20 protein-coding genes are annotated in these 17,516 nt (G+C 42.3%); 11 read left to right on the top strand and 9 right to left on the bottom strand.

Annotated features, from left to right (window positions below; genetic code table 11):
* Nucleotides 1–72: 72 nt before the first annotated feature.
* The 3 genes from HC175_RS08095 to gdhA form a co-directional block, all read right to left on the bottom strand.
* Nucleotides 73–2,475 (bottom strand): TonB-dependent receptor, encoded by a 2,403-nt coding sequence (locus HC175_RS08095; protein ID WP_168137990.1) that lies wholly within the window; start codon nt 2,473–2,475, stop codon nt 73–75.
* Nucleotides 2,475–3,194, bottom strand: a complete 720-nt coding sequence (gene recO / locus HC175_RS08090) for a DNA repair protein RecO (protein ID WP_168137989.1) — start codon at nt 3,192–3,194, stop codon at nt 2,475–2,477. The genes HC175_RS08095 and recO overlap by 1 nt, the downstream gene beginning before the upstream one ends.
* Nucleotides 3,195–3,380: 186 nt before the next feature.
* Nucleotides 3,381–4,724 carry an NADP-specific glutamate dehydrogenase gene (gene gdhA / locus HC175_RS08085; protein ID WP_168137988.1) on the bottom strand — a complete coding sequence of 448 codons (1,344 nt, stop codon included), beginning with the start codon at nt 4,722–4,724 and terminating at the stop codon, nt 3,381–3,383.
* Nucleotides 4,725–4,907: 183 nt separating this feature from the next.
* Between gdhA and HC175_RS08080 the strand changes: the two genes are divergently transcribed.
* Nucleotides 4,908–5,684, top strand: a complete 777-nt coding sequence (locus HC175_RS08080; protein WP_209309956.1) for a THC0290_0291 family protein — start codon at nt 4,908–4,910, stop codon at nt 5,682–5,684.
* Nucleotides 5,685–5,742: 58 nt separating this feature from the next.
* On the opposite strand, the gene HC175_RS08075 is transcribed toward HC175_RS08080, so the two are convergent.
* Nucleotides 5,743–6,885, bottom strand: a complete 1,143-nt coding sequence (locus HC175_RS08075; protein ID WP_168137987.1) for a cystathionine gamma-synthase — start codon at nt 6,883–6,885, stop codon at nt 5,743–5,745.
* Nucleotides 6,886–6,979: 94 nt separating this feature from the next.
* On the opposite strand from HC175_RS08075, the gene HC175_RS08070 reads away from it, so the two are divergent.
* Genes HC175_RS08070 through HC175_RS08060 form a run of 3 tightly spaced genes read left to right on the top strand, consistent with a single transcriptional unit; the run spans nt 6,980 to nt 8,993 of the window.
* Nucleotides 6,980–7,744, top strand: coding sequence for a DUF3298 and DUF4163 domain-containing protein (locus tag HC175_RS08070; protein ID WP_168137986.1), 765 nt, complete (start codon nt 6,980–6,982; stop codon nt 7,742–7,744).
* A 9-nt stretch (nt 7,745–7,753) separates the two neighbouring features.
* Nucleotides 7,754–8,107, top strand: coding sequence for an arsenate reductase family protein (locus tag HC175_RS08065; RefSeq protein WP_168137985.1), 354 nt, complete (start codon nt 7,754–7,756; stop codon nt 8,105–8,107).
* Nucleotides 8,100–8,993 (top strand): DMT family transporter, encoded by an 894-nt coding sequence (locus tag HC175_RS08060; RefSeq protein ID WP_168137984.1) that lies wholly within the window; start codon nt 8,100–8,102, stop codon nt 8,991–8,993. The genes HC175_RS08065 and HC175_RS08060 overlap by 8 nt, the downstream gene beginning before the upstream one ends.
* Here the strand turns inward: HC175_RS08060 and HC175_RS08055 are convergent.
* A complete protein-coding gene (locus tag HC175_RS08055; protein WP_168137983.1) occupies nt 8,983–9,468 on the bottom strand; it encodes an acyl-CoA thioesterase in 486 nt (161 codons plus the stop codon). The two genes, HC175_RS08060 and HC175_RS08055, sit on opposite strands and share 11 nt — an antisense overlap.
* 85 nt (nt 9,469–9,553) lie before the next feature.
* On the opposite strand from HC175_RS08055, the gene HC175_RS08050 reads away from it, so the two are divergent.
* From HC175_RS08050 to HC175_RS08025, 6 genes are all read left to right on the top strand, one after another.
* Nucleotides 9,554–10,516, top strand: a complete 963-nt coding sequence (locus HC175_RS08050) for a YheT family hydrolase (protein ID WP_168137982.1) — start codon at nt 9,554–9,556, stop codon at nt 10,514–10,516.
* 69 nt (nt 10,517–10,585) lie between these two features.
* The gene (locus tag HC175_RS08045; RefSeq protein WP_168137981.1) at nt 10,586–11,419 is read left to right on the top strand and encodes a DUF1206 domain-containing protein; all 834 of its coding nucleotides are present in this window, start codon (nt 10,586–10,588) and stop codon (nt 11,417–11,419) included.
* An 82-nt stretch (nt 11,420–11,501) separates the two neighbouring features.
* Entirely contained in the window at nt 11,502–12,359 is an 858-nt protein-coding gene (locus tag HC175_RS08040) for a YicC/YloC family endoribonuclease (protein WP_168137980.1), read from the top strand.
* Nucleotides 12,359–12,946: a guanylate kinase gene (gene gmk, locus HC175_RS08035; protein WP_168137979.1), complete on the top strand. Its 588-nt coding sequence runs from the start codon at nt 12,359–12,361 to the stop codon at nt 12,944–12,946. The genes HC175_RS08040 and gmk overlap by 1 nt, the downstream gene beginning before the upstream one ends.
* Complete coding sequence (gene nadD, locus HC175_RS08030; RefSeq protein ID WP_168137978.1) at nt 12,946–13,530, top strand: nicotinate (nicotinamide) nucleotide adenylyltransferase; 585 nt, start codon at nt 12,946–12,948, stop codon at nt 13,528–13,530. Before gmk ends, nadD begins: the two co-directional genes overlap by 1 nt.
* Before the next feature lie 251 nt (nt 13,531–13,781).
* The gene (locus HC175_RS08025) at nt 13,782–14,777 is read left to right on the top strand and encodes an NAD(P)H-dependent glycerol-3-phosphate dehydrogenase (protein WP_168137977.1); all 996 of its coding nucleotides are present in this window, start codon (nt 13,782–13,784) and stop codon (nt 14,775–14,777) included.
* A 112-nt stretch (nt 14,778–14,889) separates the two neighbouring features.
* Here the strand turns inward: HC175_RS08025 and HC175_RS08020 are convergent, their stop codons facing one another.
* The 4 genes from HC175_RS08020 to HC175_RS08005 form a co-directional block, all read right to left on the bottom strand.
* Nucleotides 14,890–15,285, bottom strand: coding sequence for a hypothetical protein (locus HC175_RS08020; protein ID WP_168137976.1), 396 nt, complete (start codon nt 15,283–15,285; stop codon nt 14,890–14,892).
* A gap of 3 nt (nt 15,286–15,288) precedes the next feature.
* Entirely contained in the window at nt 15,289–15,453 is a 165-nt protein-coding gene (locus tag HC175_RS08015) for a hypothetical protein (protein ID WP_168137975.1), read from the bottom strand.
* Nucleotides 15,450–16,469, bottom strand: a complete 1,020-nt coding sequence (gene pheS / locus HC175_RS08010; protein WP_168137974.1) for a phenylalanine--tRNA ligase subunit alpha — start codon at nt 16,467–16,469, stop codon at nt 15,450–15,452. Before pheS ends, HC175_RS08015 begins: the two co-directional genes overlap by 4 nt.
* 99 nt (nt 16,470–16,568) lie before the next feature.
* Nucleotides 16,569–16,925, bottom strand: coding sequence for a hypothetical protein (locus HC175_RS08005; protein WP_168137973.1), 357 nt, complete (start codon nt 16,923–16,925; stop codon nt 16,569–16,571).
* A 47-nt stretch (nt 16,926–16,972) separates the two neighbouring features.
* On the opposite strand from HC175_RS08005, the gene HC175_RS08000 reads away from it, so the two are divergent.
* Nucleotides 16,973–17,506: a CvpA family protein gene (locus HC175_RS08000; protein WP_168137972.1), complete on the top strand. Its 534-nt coding sequence runs from the start codon at nt 16,973–16,975 to the stop codon at nt 17,504–17,506.
* Nucleotides 17,507–17,516: the final 10 nt, after the last annotated feature.

Genomic DNA, 17,516 nt, shown 5'->3' with positions numbered 1-17,516 from the left:
GTTTAAAAAAGGAAAACATGAATTTCCGAAGAAATTCAACAGATCTAATAGCTTTGTTTTCTGAATTTTAACCTAGAAGGAGTACTGCAGCGCGAGGATCAAGTTGCGTCCTGCCGCTGCAATGCCCGAAGAGTAGGTGCGATAACGCCTGTTGGTAATATTTTCCAACGCAGCAGTTAACACCCACATTTTCCCCAGTTCATAGCGAGAACTAAAATTAAGAGTATACCATTCCGGGGCATAAGGATCTCCATTTTCATCCAGAGCATATAGATAATCCTTATCTCTTTCTGAAGGTGCCAGCTCTCCCGCAGCAATCTCTCCGTTATACTCTCCAAAAAGGTCAAATTTAAGATCTCCTTTTTCCCAAACAAGATGCAGGTTCCCAAATAAAGGCGCTGCATGTCTCAAGGGCGCACTGCTGCCATCATCGAGCTCTTCCTCTCCTTTGGTGACACTTACCTGAGCCAGCAGTTTCAGCTGCTCTGTAAATTTTACCTTTGCCCCGGCTTCAAATCCATAGACATGAGCACGGGCTGCGTTCTGAATGGCCTGCACTCTGCTCATTTCCCCGTGATACTCAATGAATTCCTCACCCTTCAGCTCAAAATCCCTTCTCACCAGGGCTTCATCAAGCAAGGTGTAGTATCCTGCAAGATCCAGATGTACGACCTTATCAAAATTCAGCCTTAGTCCCAGCTCTGCATTATACGCTTTTTCTGGCTTAAGAACTGGGTTGGGCACCACTACCAGCCCCGGCGCCGAATCAAATATCTTCCCTACATCATCAATATTTGGCGCCCTAAAAGCAGTGGATAGATTGAATTGCCATCCAAAAATGTCATTTTGCTGCCAGTTTATTCCCGCACTTCCTGTGAGTGCTCCTGTTTCTAAATCAGCATTCGAAAATGGAAAATCGTAAACCTCTTCATCAAACACCGCATTGAGAAGAACATAGCTGTACCTCGCACCGGTTTGTACTGTGAGTTGTGGATTAAGTTCCCATTGTAGATTCCCGTAGGCGGCAAGTGACTGCCAGGTGGCGTCATCTGGATACCGGGAGGTACCGGGAAATTGATCGCCGGTAATTATATTTGATTCAGAACCTGTTGAGTTCACCCTATTGAAAACATACTCACCTCCATAGAAAAATGTGGTCTTTGCGAATAACTTTTCAAAATCAAGATTGAGGGAAAACGCATCAACCTCTTCGGTAGAATGATATTTGATATCATCTCTCAGGTTTCGGTCGTGACGGCTTTCCTCAAAGAATTGATACGCTGCTGTTAGCTTGGCTTCGTTGTAAAACCTGCCGCTTCCTGCTTTGTCTATTTGAAAATTCGTCTGCAGCCATTCCTGCGGACCGTAATACCATTCCGCCGACCTTAATTCGCCATTTCTCTTCCGATAGAGTCTGTCATATCTCGGGTAATTTGAGGTGGTAGAATAAATGAGAGCCAAAGAAAAATCGTATTCTTCTGATGGCTTATAGCGCAGCTTTTGCAAAAGATTGATTTGATCATATCCCGTTGGCACCTGGACTCGGGGATCGTCATTCTGCAGAGTTATATCCTCCCCACCTCTGCGAATAACGAATTCATCTCTTAAATATTCTTCGGGACCATTGCTCCCCATTTTTAGATCATCAAAATCTGAATAGGTAACAGCGCTGAATAACGCCCAGTTCTTTTTTCCATAGCTAAGGCTCAAATGACCAGTTTTTTCATTGTTTGCCGTGGCATAGCGGGAATAAACTTTTCCCGATAAATTTCCGCCCCTGGCCACTGAGTAAGCAGGGTTCGTGGTATAGAAATTCATCACCCCGCCTATGGCGTCACTGCCAAAAATATTGGAGCCGGGGCCAAGAACTACTTCCACGCGCTCCAATGCCAGCGGATCTATGGAGATTACATTCTGAACATTTCCTCCTCTAAAGATCGCTGTGTTCATCCGCACCCCATCAACCGTTATGAGCAACCTGTTAGTAGCAAAACCTCTTATCATTGGGCTCCCGCCACCCAGCTGACTCTTCTGAACATACACCTGCCCTGTGCTTTCCAGGAGGTCTGCAGATGTCTGTGGCGCGACGGCAACAATGTCGGCCTGGTTAATGCCAATTACCTTATTAGGCACATTTCTTCTGCTTTGTTCAAATTTTGACACCGAAAGTACTACCTCATTTAATTCATTACTGGAAGGCAACAGAAAGATTTCCCTGCCACTTCTAATGATCTGTCTTTTGGTAGCATGAAACTGAATATGCGACACATGCCTGAAAAAAATAATTTCTCCAGGAGAGAAGATGCTTAAATCGGCTTCTCCATCAAAGTTGGAAAGCAAATGCTTGCTTTTATCTTTATTAAAAACTGCAACGTTAAAAATTGGTTGTTGCGTTTCTTTATCCAGAATTTTTATTTGTTGTGCAGAGGTAACAGAATATATCAGGAACAAAAAAAGACTGATTATAGAGCGCATTAACTGTAGATTTCGTTTAAAACCGCAAGAGATTTTGGCTTGTGAAAACCCTGCAGATGGATCTCGTAATATTTAAGAAGCATTAGCAAAAATTTCGACCGGCTGGTTTGGTTGAGTTTGATCTCTCCCAGGCCCTCAAAATCTGTGCCCAGAAGCTGCTGTAGCACCTCAACATTCTGGTCTGTGATACAGGCATCATTAGTTTCAATTTCTTGAAAATTCCCGTCGAGAAGATTAAAAACAGGCTTATTTTTTTGAGTATCATCTGGATAGAATCCCAGGTAGCGGGTTAACTTCAACAGAAAAAGCAGGTGAAAATTCACAGTTTTTTCGTGGGTATCAAACCACATTAAGCTGTTCTCAAGAAAGTCGTAAAGGGCAGCATTAGCCTCTTCTTCCTTTACTGCATTGCGAAGTACTTCAGAAAGGAACATTACAACGGTAGATTTTAAAACATGCGTATGCAAGGTTTCGTAGGTAGCTCCAAGTCGCGCCTCCCTCATATATTCCATTGTTCCCTTGTCCTTATGGTTTGCGACGATCTCCAGCTGTGTGAGCGGCTGAAAAAGAGAAGCCTTGATCTTGCCCTTCTTGGATTTCAATATGCTACGCAGTAAATATGTTTTTAAGCCATTCCTTTCGGTGAAGCATTTCACGATAAGATCGGCTTCTCCATACTTCAGGGCACTAAAAACAATAGCTTTGGTATTGATCAACATTAAAGGCTAATTTTTCTGCTGAAAACATTTCCTTCCAAAAATGGCATTTTTGAGCAGTAATATTTCAGAAGGATTACCTGTCAAAAAAGGCATTTTAGGCAGGTATAATTCCGAAGCAATAAATGTAAGCGAAAAAAAGAAAAAGCCGCTTTTTGCGGCTTTTTAAGATCTTGTATTCAGTAGAAATTATACAACTCCCTGTGCAAGCATTGCATCGGCAACTTTTACGAATCCGGCGATGTTGGCTCCTTTTACGTAATCAACATACCCATCTTCTTCGGTTCCGTACTTCACACACTGGCTGTGAATATCGTTCATGATCTGCTTAAGCTTGGCATCCACTTCTTCGGAAGTCCAGTTGAATCTCAATGAGTTTTGAGACATTTCCAGTCCTGAAGTCGCAACACCACCCGCGTTAGAAGCTTTCCCCGGAGAGAAAAGTATTCTCGCTTCCTGGAACACAGCAATAGCCTCGGGCGTACAAGGCATGTTAGCGCCTTCTCCCACAAGTTTACAGCCATTCTTCACAAGCGTTTTGGCATCCTCTTCCTGCAGCTCATTTTGAGTAGCACATGGAAGAGCGATATCACACTTCACATCCCAAGGAGTTTTCCCTTCATAATATTTGGCATCTGGATATTGATCAAGATATTCTTTGATCCTTCCTCTCTTTACGTTCTTAAGATCCATAATGAACTCGAGCTTACCAGCATCGATTCCTGTCTCGTCATAAATATATCCTGAAGAATCTGACATGGTTACAACCTTACCACCTAATTGAGTAGCTTTTTCGGCTGCATACTGGGCCACGTTTCCAGAACCTGAAACCACTACAGTTTTTCCTTTAATGGAATCATCTTTGGTCTTCAGCATATTTTCAGCAAAATATACATTCCCGTAACCTGTAGCCTCAGGACGAATTAAAGAGCCGCCGTAAGAAAGGCCTTTTCCGGTAAGTACTCCGGTGAATTCATTTCGAAGCCTCTTGTATTGTCCATAAAGGTAACCCACTTCACGACCTCCAACTCCAATGTCACCCGCAGGCACATCTGTATTGGCACCAATATGGCGCTGCAGTTCGGTCATAAAGCTTTGGCAGAATTTCATTACCTCATTATCTGATTTCCCTTTTGGGTCAAAATCAGATCCTCCTTTACCACCGCCCATTGGCAGCGTAGTAAGGCTGTTCTTGAAAACCTGCTCAAAAGCAAGGAACTTCAAGATGGAAAGGTTTACCGATGGATGGAAACGCAATCCCCCTTTGTAAGGACCAATGGCCGAATTCATCTGAATTCTGAAGCCCCGGTTCACCTGCACTTCACCATTGTCGTCGATCCACGGCACACGAAACATGATCACACGTTCGGGCTCTACCATGCGCTCGAGCAATTTTTTATTCTGGTATTTTTTATTTTTCTCAATGAAAGGAATAACGGTTTCAGCAACCTCATGAACGGCTTGTAAAAACTCCGGTTCATTGGTGTTTCTTTTCGAAACGCTATCTAGAAACTCTTGTACATTTTTTTCCATGGTTTTGGCTAAATTATATTAACGAAAACGTTTTTTACGATTCGGTGCAAATATACATTATCTGCAAAAAACAGCGGAGAATTATTTGTTATTCCTTTTATAATTAATGAATTCATGAAAGGGCCATAATTCCGATATTCTTTGGGATGTTTTTATATATTTGCTTTGACTGGATCGCCGCTTATGACCAAGATTTTCAAAACTTTACTCCCTGCATTACTGCTCTTTTTCTTCGGAAGTAAAGCAGCTGTTGCACAGGTGGGGATGGTAGGCCAGGAGATAGGGATAGTGGCGGGTCCCGTAGCTTATTATACTGACTACGGATTGCGCTGGAACGCCGAAACGAATTCTTCCAATACCGGTATTGGAGTGGGGCTTGTATATTACCTCAACTTCGCATATAAGGCAGATTGTGACTGCTACGCCCGATACACCTATTTTAACGATCATTTTAGAATTCGTGCAGAACTGGATTATCATGAAGGGGAGCTGAACCACTATGGAGATATTGCTCAAAAAGATAATTTGGGAGGAGAGCAGCTACGCGGCATGATTGGCAAGGCTAAAGTCTACGAGATTGGTGCACATCTTGAATATTACCCTTTAAGTATACGTGATTATACGGCTTTCGCTTATCCCATTGCGCCTTACGTGAGTCTGGGGTTCAATTTTGTGGGCTATGATCCTTACACCTATTCTACTTTAGGCCCGTTGGAAGACAATCTTTTTCACACCTTTAGAGGCTATGTGAGTCAGGAAGCCGGCTCCACCTGGAGTGTGGTTGCAGGTGCAGGAATGCGATACAAGCTCAATGCGGTTAGTGACCTGGTCATGAACATGCAATGGAGGTATTATGATACAGACTGGCTGGACGGGCTGGATCACGATAATCCACAGAACAAGTTTGACGATATGATCTTCTGGTTAAACTTCGGATATATCTATTATCTCAATTTCTAATCTAGATTGTAGGTAGAGACGTTAGAAAATCCTTCCGAAAAATGCCATTTTTGGAAGTCTAGTCCAAAGCCTGTTTCAGGTCATTAATAAGGTCTTCCTCATCCTCGATCCCCACACTAAGCCGAATCAAGGAATCCACAATCCCCGTTTTTTCTCTTTCCTCCTGCGGAATAGAAGCGTGGGTCATGGTTGCCGGATGTCCTGCAAGCGATTCTACGCCGCCAAGGGATTCGGCAAGAGTAAAGATCTTCAGCTGCTCTACGAGTTTAACAGCGCTTTCAAGAGTTCCTTCAGCAGTTGTAAAGGAGATCATTCCGCCGAAATTTTTCATTTGTTTTTTAGCGATATGATGATTTGGATGCTCTTCGAAACCAGGCCAATAAACCTTACCTACTTTAGGATGAGCTCTAAGAAAATGAGCAATTCCCTTCCCATTCTCGCAATGTCTTTGCATGCGCAGGTGAAGGGTCTTGATCCCTCGCAACACCAGGAAACTGTCCTGCGGCCCGCAAACAGCACCACTTGATTTTTGGATGAAGTAAAGTTTTTCAGCCAATTCCTTGTCCTTTACTACAAGTCCGCCTAACACTACATCACTATGCCCGCCCAGGTATTTAGTTGCACTGTGCATCACAATATCGGCGCCCAACTCGAGGGGTTGTTGTAAATATGGTGTGGCAAAAGTGTTATCTACAATTAATATTAAATTGTGCTTTTTAGCTATATGTGACATGGCTTCAATGTCGATGATATTCATCATTGGATTGGTGGGTGTTTCAATCCAGATCATCTTTGTATTTTCATTAATGTACTGCTCAACTTCACCTGCATTTTGCATGTTCACAAGATGGAACCTGATGCCGAAGTTCTCGAAGATCCTAGTAAAAAGACGATAAGATCCTCCATAAAGATCATTGGTAGAAATGATCTCATCCCCAGATTTAAAGAGCTTAAGAACTGCATCTACGGCTGCAAGTCCCGAGCTAAAGGCCAGACCAAAGTTTCCGTTCTCCAAACTAGCGAGAGATCTTTCGAGAGCTGCCCTGGTTGGATTTCCGCTTCGGGAATATTCAAAACCTTTATGACCGCCGGGAGTAGATTGTTTGTAAGTACTGGTTTGATATATTGGTGGCATGACAGATCCATAAGCGGGATCTGTATTCTCTTGACCTCCATGAATGGTCTTTGTATTGAACTTCATATTTTAGCCTTAATTTAATATACAAAAGTAGCATTAGCTTTGGGCTTTCTCAAAATAGCCCGTACCTTTCAGATCAGTTTAACATTAGCTATTTATGTTCCGCATCTTTTCACGTCTCCTGCTCATCATGATCGTTTTCACGGGTTGCAGGAAGGACAAAGAAGAAAAAGTCTCCGCCCTAAACTTCAAAAAGGAAAGTATTGTAAAAAAAGCAGGTGCCAATTGTGACACTGCAGAATATGATTGCTCGGTGATCACTCTTGATGTAGTACGTGCCCGTGGTGCATCACGGGTTTCTGAGGCTATTAACAAGAACCTCGACGCCCACATCATCAATATCATTGCTTCTGATGCAAAGCCCGAAATTTCTGATCTGGATCAACTATCAGAAAAATTTCTTGATGATTACCGGGAGGCAGCCGAAAGTTTTTCTGAAGAACCGCCCTGGGAAGCATATATTAATGAGAATCTGTATTTCAAAAGCGACAGCCTCTTATCTATAGGCGTAACTACCGAGATCTTTAGTGGAGGAGCTCATGGTTATAAAACCCTCACTTTTCTGAATTTTAATCCTAATACCGGGGAAGTCTTATCTGCTAAGGAGATTTTCACTTCAGAATTTTCCTCGTTTGTAGAGCAGCGGTTTAGGCAGGAACAGGGTATTCCTGAAGGTGAAAACATCAACAGTACTGGCTTTTGGTTTGAAAACGACTCCTTCAGCCTACCCGAAAATGTAGGATTTACAGAAGACAAGGTCATCCTGGTGTACAATTCTTACGAGATTGCACCATATGCAGCCGGGGATATTGTCATGGAAATTCCTCTTGAAGAAGTGCGGCAGTTTGTTAAGATTGAATAATTTTACCGCATGAAAAAGATGTACTACCTCTCAACCTGTGATACCTGCAATAGAATTTTAAAGGAGCTGGAGCTTCCATCTGATTTTGAACTTCAGGATATCAAAAAAGATCCTTTAACACCAGAACAGCTGCTGGAGTTAAAACATCTCTCGGGCACTTATGAAGCCTTGTTCAGCAAGAGAGCCCGGCTTTATAAAGAAAGAGATCTGAAAAATAAGCAACTCTCTGAAGAGGATTACAAAAACCTACTTTTGGAGCATTACACTTTTCTTAAACGGCCGGTGCTGGTAATGGATCAAAAGATCTTTATAGGCAATTCAAAAAAAGAGGTAGCAGCAGCAAAAAAAGCGCTTAGTGAATAAAAGGGTCCTGGCAATCCTTGCCGCACTGGGAGCAGGAACCATCTATGGCATTAATCATACTGTGGCCAAAGGATTAATGCCGGTATATATCCAACCTTTTGGGTTCATCTTATTACGTGTATCGGGTGCGGCCTTGCTTTTCTGGCTAATCTCCTTCTGGGGACCAAAAGAAAAAGTTGCTACAAGTGACTGGCCTAGATTGCTGGGCTGTTCGGTACTGGGGATGTGCATTAACATGCTCTTTTTCTTTAAAGGCTTGAGCCTTACTACTCCCATTAATAGTTCGGTCATTACTACCATTACACCTATTATCGTACTGGTGCTGGCTGCAGTACTAATAAAGGAAAGGATCACGCTACGAAAGACAGCAGGAATAATTGTGGGGTTAGCTGGTGCTCTCGGTCTCATTCTTTTCAGTAGCAATACGCTGCACAACGCTCCGAATATTCCTCTCGGGAATTTACTTGTTCTTGTAAATGCTACCTCCTACGGACTTTATTTGATCCTGGTAAAACCTCTTACCTCCAAATACCATCCCTTCACCCTAATGAAATGGCTGTTCCTGATGGCTGTAGTCATTAATTTACCCTTTACCCTGAACGAATTTCTGGAAGTACAATGGTCGAACTTACCTACAGATGCCGTCCTTGGAATGAGTTTCGTGGTGTTTGGCACCACCTTTCTCACTTATCTTTTGAACGTATACGCCCTGAAGCAGTTAAGTGCATCGACCATAAGTGCTTTTGTCTATATGCAGCCCCTTATTGCTATAGTTTACGCTGTTACAACAGGTGCAGATTCTCTTGATATGCTTAAAATAGTGGCTGCCTTGCTGGTTTTTGCAGGAGTGTATATGGTGACTCGAAAACCGCGAACTACAGCATAGGATCTATATCTCTGGGTTTTTTATTAAACTTACGGGTATCCTCCTTAGTAAGGACCTTAAAGTCTTCGGTGTGGTCAAGGTGATTGAGGTTTTGAAATAACGCTTCCGGCAGACCTGTAAGTTTTCGTTCCTTAAGGTCAATCCAGCCGCCCATCATTTCACAACTGGCAAAGTTTCTACCTTTATGATCATAGAAGTCGTGGACAAATTCAAAATACATTCCATCTTCCGAAAGACCTTTTAATTTCAGTGTCACAGTTACGGGCTTTCCGGGGAAAACCTCTTTAAAGTAATAAACATGCTCATAGAACACCACGGGTCCAAGATTGTGCTGCGCCATTTCCTTTTGTCCGAAACCGTTCTCCATTAGGAAACCCATGCGGGTATGGCTCATAAAATTAATATATGCCGTATTCGCCAAATGTCTGTTGGCATCAATATCACTCCATCTTATTTCAAAATTCTTCTTGTACATATTTAGTTTTTGAGATAAAATTACAAATTTATATTATGCATGCATAGCGATTTTCTTTTCCTTTACAGATCTATTGCAATTGAAGATGCCAATAATTAAAAGTAAATATCAGCCCTCATTTCTCTTTAGGAATTATCACGTTTCCACCGTCTATTCGGCGACCATTCGACGTATATCTTTACCTCAGCAACGGGAACGGGTAGATCTTAGCGATGGAGATTTCCTAGATATTGATTGGAGCTTTTCTCCAGAGCCTGCAACAAAGGTGCTCCTGATAGTTCATGGTTTAGAAGGAAGTGCGAAACGGCCCTATGTGTTGGGCCTCGCGAAATATTTTGTGCAAAATGGTTGGGATGTGGCCGCCATGAACCTTCGCGGATGCAGCGGAGAATTAAATCGTCGCTTTAGATCCTACCATGCAGGCGCAACTGGTGATCTTCAGGAAATAGTGGAACATATCCTGAAAAAACAGAAATATAAGCATGTTTGCTTCAATGGTTTTAGCCTGGGGGGAAATTTAATGCTCAAATACCTGGGTGAAAACAGAGAAGTCCCCAAAGAAATTTCTGCCGCAGTTATGGTCTCTGTTCCTTGTGATCTACATGGTTCTCTTAAACAGCTTCAGAAGAAAGAGAACTTCATTTACGCCAGGCGCTTTTTATATAAACTCCAGGACCACCTGCGACAAAGGGCTTGTGAATTCCCTGATGAGCTGTCGCAGGAAGAGGTTGCAGCCTGCGATTCCCTATTAGACATTGACGACCTTTATACCAGCAGAGCTCACGATTTCGAAAATGCCCTCGACTACTACAATAAGAACAGCTCGCTTCAATTCCTGAAAAAAATTAAGGTGCCTACACTGCTTATCAATGCAAAAAATGACGGATTTCTCTCCCCCCAATGCTATCCCGTTGATACGGCTGGCATAAACCCTAACTTATTTTTGGAGATGCCCGACTATGGTGGTCACGTTGGCTTTATACAACAACAGGAATTCACCTACAATGAAGAAAGAGCGATGGAATTTATTGGCAAACAGCTGGAATGACTTTCAGGAAAAAAGTTCTCTCCCTGTGAAAAACCAGAGTTATTATAGCATATTTTAGTAGAAAAAAGAATGGACCTTGAACCAGACAAAGGCCACGTGGCTAAAGTGCGTATTGCAGGTTTCTTCACAAAAGGAGCGGTTTACCTTTTAATTGGGACGCTCACATTTTTAGCGGCGTTTAACCAGGGGGGTGAAATAAGCAGCACCGACGGGGCTGTGAAATACTTGATGACCCTGCCATTTGGAAGAGTATTGGGCGCGGTGATTTCACTGGGTCTCATCGCTTATACCCTATGGCGATTCTACCAGGCCCTGTTCCTGCCTAACACGAGGATCGAGGACCGGAATATTAAAAGTGGGTTCAAAAGGATCAGGTTTTTCTATTCGGGAGTTTTCTACGGAATTATCGCTTACTCCTTTCTTAAACCTTTGCTTTCCTATTTCTCCCTCAAAGACGAAGAGAGCCAGGAAGGAGATTTTGAAGAAAAAGCGGCCTTATGGGAACTTTTATCTTCATATTGGGGGAAGGTGTTACTTTGGATCCTGGCAATTATCGTAGCCGGACAGGCTCTATGGCAATTCAAGATAGCAAGAGATGGAAAATTCATGAAGAAGATCGATAATTATCCTGAAATCAAACATGAATATGATTTTATTCGCAGATCAGGCAAATTGGGTTATATAGCCCGCGGTGTAGTTTTTGGGATCATTTCCTTTTTCCTTGTTAAAGTGATCCTGCAACACAATGCCAACATCTACAGAGGGACAGAAGGTGCATTCCAGTACCTGCTTTCCTTTTCATATGGCTCATTGCTACTCGGTGCCACAGCTCTAGGATTAATGGGATATGGGATATTCCATATCATGGTTGCACGTCACGCAAATCTTACTACGCTGCAATAGTATTCATTATAGCCACAAACACAGGCAGTCGCTTTGTCCTGCTACATAATTGCTTATCTTTGCGAAACCTTAAAATTCAAGCATGATCCAGTCGATGACAGGCTTCGGGAAGAGCATTAAACAGCTTCCCTCCAAGAAAATCACGGTAGAAATTAAATCCCTTAACAGCAAGAATCTCGATCTCAACGCGCGAATCTCGTCGCAGTACAGAGAAAAGGAATTGCAATTACGCAATAGAATTGCGAAGGAATTGACCCGCGGAAAGGTCGACTTTTCAGTGTATGTAGAGGCCACGGGAGAAGAAACCAGCTCGGCGGTAAACGCAGCAGTTGTGAAGAAATACATGACCCAATTGAGGGCAATTTATCCAGCAAGTGATGTTGATCTATTGCAAATGGCGGTGCGTATGCCAGATGCCTTTAAAACGGAAAGAGAAGAGATCAACGACGACGAGTTCAATGCCATAGAAGAAGCTGTTGATGAAGCTCTAAGAGAGATCAATGACTTCAGGTCGGCTGAAGGTAAGGCCTTAGAAGACGAACTGGAGCAAAGGGCTGCCAATATTCAGGACCTCCTAAGACGTGTGATCGAAATGGATCCCGAGCGAATTGCCGGGGTACGGGAAAGACTGGCCAAAGGAGTAGCCGAGCTTAAGGAGAATGTTGATGAGAACAGGTTCGAGCAGGAATTGATATTTTACATAGAAAAATTTGATATTACCGAGGAGAAGGTAAGGTTGGAAAATCATATGGATTATTTCCTGAAGACCCTGAAATCTTCGGACTCAAATGGTAAGAAACTGGCCTTTATTTCTCAGGAAATGGGGAGGGAGATCAACACCATAGGCAGCAAATCAAACTATGCTCCCATGCAACAACTGGTTGTGCAGATGAAGGATGAGCTCGAGAAAATAAAAGAACAACTCTTAAACGTACTCTAATGGCCGATGGAAAATTGATCGTTTTTTCGGCACCTTCGGGTTCAGGAAAAACGACAATCGTAAAATATTTACTGGCGCAGGAAGAACTGGATCTCGAATTCTCAATTTCGGCCACCTCCAGGGAACCAAGAGGTACCGAAGTTCATGGCAAGGATTATTATTTTTTGAGCTTAAGAGAATTCAAAGACAAGATCAAAAATGATGAATTTTTGGAGTGGGAAGAAGTCTACAGGGATAATTTCTACGGCACCTTAAAAGCCGAAGTAGAGCGCATATGGTCCCATGGCAAAAATGTCATTTTTGATATTGATGTGGTAGGTGGTTTGGATATCAAGAATATCTATCCGGAAAAAACACTTGCAGTCTTCGTTAAACCACCCAGCATAGAAGAATTGAAAATAAGGCTGAAGAAGAGGGAAACCGAATCCATGGATAAGATCAATATGAGAGTTGCCAAAGCCTCTATTGAACTTGCTACAGCCCCTCAGTTCGATCACATTATTGTAAATAATGACCTTAACACTGCTCTAGAAGAAGCATATACTTTAGTTTCAGATTTCGTTGGAGCCAGTAAAGTATCCAAATAGTGAAGAAAAAAATTGGTCTCTTTTTTGGCACTTTTAACCCCGTACATGTGGGGCATCTTATTTTGGCTAACCATTTATTACAGTATACAGATCTTTCAGAAGTATGGATGGTTGTAACCCCGCATAATCCCTTTAAAAAGAAGAGCAGCCTTTTAAATAACCACCATCGATTTGAAATGGTGTGGCAGTTATGCGAAGAATATCCAGGGATAAAACCCAGCGATGTAGAATTCAAACTTCCGCAGCCAAACTACACGGTCTTCACGCTCGCCCATTTAGAGGAGAAATATCCGGAATACGATTTTGTCCTTATAATGGGAGAAGATAACCTGAAGAGTTTCCCAAAATGGAAAAATTACGAGGTAATTTTAGAACGCCATGAGATCATCGTCTACCCTCGATATTCTGAAGGAGAAACTGAAGCAGAATTGATCGACCATCCAAAGATCACCCTTACCAATGCACCACGAGTGGAGATCTCTTCAACTTTTATAAGAAATGCCATTAGGGAAGGAAAAGATGTTCGGCCCCTTTTACCGCCCAAAGTCTGGAAATTCATAGATGAAATGAATTTTTACAGATAAAAAAATTGCCCCCGAAATATGGAAATTCCGGAGGCAATTCTTCACTAACTAACCAACCAAAAAAGATTAAACTCTTCAAATAATAATCTTTCTAAAATAATAACGCACAATCCCTGGCCTTCGTACATAAAACTAAGGATCTAAATGTTAAAGTTTTAGCTCCAGAATTTCTCATTTAGCTCATTCTTTGGAACAGCCATTCTTTACAAGCCTTTTATTTTGCTTATTTTTGGAGGCAGAACCAATTTTTTATGGAGAGATCGCCGAAATTCGCTGTAATAGGTGGAGGAAGCTGGGCTACAGCTAATGTTAAAATGCTTTGTGAGAACCTGGAAGAAGTGACCTGGTACATGCGCAGTGTATATGCCATTGAACACATCAGGAAACAGGACCACAATCCCAATTACCTTAGCTCGGTTGAATTTGATAATGATCAATTACATCTAACCAATGACATCAATGAGGCCGTTAGAAGAGCAGATGTTCTCATTTTTGCCATTCCCTCGGCGTTTTTAAAGCGGGAATTAGATAATCTTACTGAATCCCTTGATGGGAAAATAGTTTTTTCGGCCATAAAAGGTATTGTTCCCGAAACCAGCCTTATCGTAGGCGAACATTTTCATCAAACCTATAACATTCCCTACGATAATATTGGAGTGATCACAGGACCCTGTCATGCCGAAGAGGTAGCCTTGGAAAGACTGTCCTACCTCACTATTGCATGTTCTGACGAGGAAAAAGCCAAGCTGGTAGCTAAAAATCTCAGCAGCGACTATATTACCTGTAAGACCAGCGACGATATTGTTGGCACCGAGTATGCTGCAATGCTTAAGAATATTTATGCTATTGCCGCAGGAATTGCGCATGGCCTGGGTTATGGCGACAACTTTCAGAGTGTACTAATGAGCAACGCCATTAGGGAAATGAAGAAGTTCATCAAAAAGGTGCACAAAATGAAGCGGAACATCAATGATTCGGCTTATTTGGGTGACCTTTTAGTGACAGGTTATTCCATCTTTAGCCGTAACAGGATGTTTGGAAACATGATTGGAAAAGGCTATACGGTAAAAAGTGCACAGATGGAGATGAGCATGGTGGCAGAAGGCTACTATGCTACCGACAGTGCGTACAAGATCGTACAGGAAACCGGAGCCAAAACCCCAATTATCAATGCCGTTTACGGAATTCTTTACCAGGGAAAAGAACCTAAGAAGGTGTTCAAAAAACTGGCGGAAAAACTGGACTAGTTAGTTATTCGTTAAAGGTTACTGGTTAATAGGCTGGAGTTTGAAGTGGTTGAAATATTGTAAAAAGGATCAATTCTTCCAATTAACTAATAACTCTTTATTCACCAATCAACTACTTAAGCAGCACTCCTTTCTTCTGCATCACAGGGATCTCCTGTAATGCTTTTTCATTGATGCTGTTCTTCTTAAAGACAAACTTCTTATGGAACATTTTACTTTCAGCAAAAAAGGAAACTGAAAATTCATTGTTCAACTGCAGTACATCATCCTGTAGAAATTCCACTTTGGCAAAAGACTGTGGCGGCAATTTGCTTATGCTGTGCCTCATGGTGGAAGTCTCTCTTTTACCATCATAGCCTTTAGTAACGATCAATACACCTTCAATAGCTTCTGCACGGTCGTTGATGAGATAAGCATTCCAGTCAAGAGTTTGGTACTCCTCGTGTTTTTCACGCACGGCAGCAACATATACATCTTCAATTACAGGGATCTCTATATCCTTTTTCACCTGCTATTCGAATCTGCGTTTAACCTTTCGCCATAACCACCAAACGATTCCCAGGGCTATCAATAGCAGAACGGCTCCTACAGCAAGCTCAATGATCTCCACTACTATAAGCACAACGATCACTGCAAGTGCAATTAGGCCGAGAATTACAACACCAAATGTTTTCATATAGATGATTTAAACTGTTCGAGGAACCTCATGTCATTCTCATAGAACATTCGAATATCACCAATTTGGTAAAGCAGCATGGCAATTCTTTCTATTCCCATTCCAAAAGCAAAACCTGAATATTCTGAAGGATCTATATTACAGTTACGCAAAACATTAGGATCTACCATCCCGCAGCCCATGATCTCCAGCCAACCGGTACCCTTTGTGATACGGTAATCGGTCTCGGTCTCAAGGCCCCAATAGATATCAACCTCTGCACTTGGTTCTGTAAACGGAAAATAAGAAGGTCGTAACCTGATCTTGGATTTCCCGAACAACTGCTTAGTAAAGTACAACAAAGTTTGCTTCAAATCGGCGAACGAAACATTTTTATCAACATAAAGCCCCTCTACCTGATGAAAAATACAATGAGATCTTGCAGAGATCGCTTCATTTCTGAAAACTCTTCCGGGGGAAATAGTTCTTATAGGCGGTTTGTTATCTTCCATATACCGTACCTGTACAGATGAGGTGTGGGTGCGCAACAGCACATCTGGATTCGTCTGAATAAAGAAGGTATCCTGCATGTCTCTTGCCGGATGATATTCCGGAAGGTTCAAAGCCGTGAAGTTATGCCAGTCATCTTCCATTTCGGGCCCTTCAGAAACATTGAAGCCAATATTCGAAAAGATCTCAATGATCTGGTTCTTCACTATAGAAATAGGATGCCGGGCACCAATTTCAACAGGTTCTCCCGGGCGGGAAAGGTCTCCATACACACCTTTTTCCTCTTCCTTGCTCTCAAGCTCCTCCTTAAGCTGCAGCACCTTGTTGTTTGCCGCATCCTTCAGCTGATTCACCGCCTGGCCAAAAGCTTTCTTCTCCTCATTCGGCACGGCTTTGAATTCAGCAAAATATTGATTCAAAATGCCCTTTTTGCCAAGGTATTTAATTCGGAAATTTTCTACTTCCTCCTTCGTCTTTGCTGTGAAGGCTTCAATTTCAGAGATATGCTCCTTTATGGTTTCTGTCATGGTCCCTTTTCTTTAGGAAGCGCAAATTTAAGAAAATAATACGGCACTTCAATTGCACCCACAAGTGCAATTCAACGCCAGCTTACCTCTCAAAAATGGCTATTTTATGTACTCTTTTTCCAGGAAATACTGCACTATAGCTTCTTTCATAAGCACCTGTTGCTCACCTGCACGCAGCTGCGGCAGCTGTTCCAGAACCTTGTAATGCGGCCAGCCCTCGTCATCAAAGTAATCGAATTCATAGTACCCATATGGCTCCAGAAGTCGGCAAATAGCAATATGCATAAGGTCCAGCTTATGATCTTTTTTGAATTTTCTATGCAACTGCCCCAGTTCCTGAAGGCCGATTATGTATATAATAGCATCGAGTTCCAGCTTCTCTCCATCGGCAAATTGCCGCGACAGCTTTTCCTCTACCTGTATCCAACGCTGTTTTAATTGTTCATCTCTTGACATTTGGCAAAGATAATTACTAAGAACGGGAAATTGCTATCTTTGAGAACATGAATATCCTGGATCTACTCCTTAGTATTTTTCTTCTTATGGGCCTGGTAAGAGGACTATTTAAGGGATTTTTTACAGAGCTCGCAGGCCTGCTTGCCTTAATTGGCGGAATTTATGCTGCCATTCATTTCTCGGATGCCATCTATTCATTTCTGAATGTCTTTATAGACTGGAATGAACGCTACCTTACCATCCTTGCCTTTGCCATCACCTTTTTTATTGTAGCGCTGCTTATCTCACTTGCCGGAAGTTTCCTGACAAAAATGGTGCACATGGTTGCCCTCGGAATTGTGAACAGACTGGCTGGAGGAGCATTAGGCCTTCTTAAAATGGCATTTTTGGCGAGTATTTTTATTATGTTCATCGAGCGCTTTGAAATATTTGACGCCGAAGAATCTACAAAAGAAGAATCGGTTCTCTATGAGCCGGTAAGGATCCTTGCCCCGGCTATCTTACCTACTATTATTGAAGAAGTAAAAGAAGGGGACCTTTTCGAAACCTCTTCTGAAGCTGAAGAAGCCTCAGAAAGCTAATGAAAAAATC

The organism is Salinimicrobium oceani, assembly GCF_012037645.1.
This window is presented reverse-complemented; position numbering and strand designations above follow the sequence as displayed.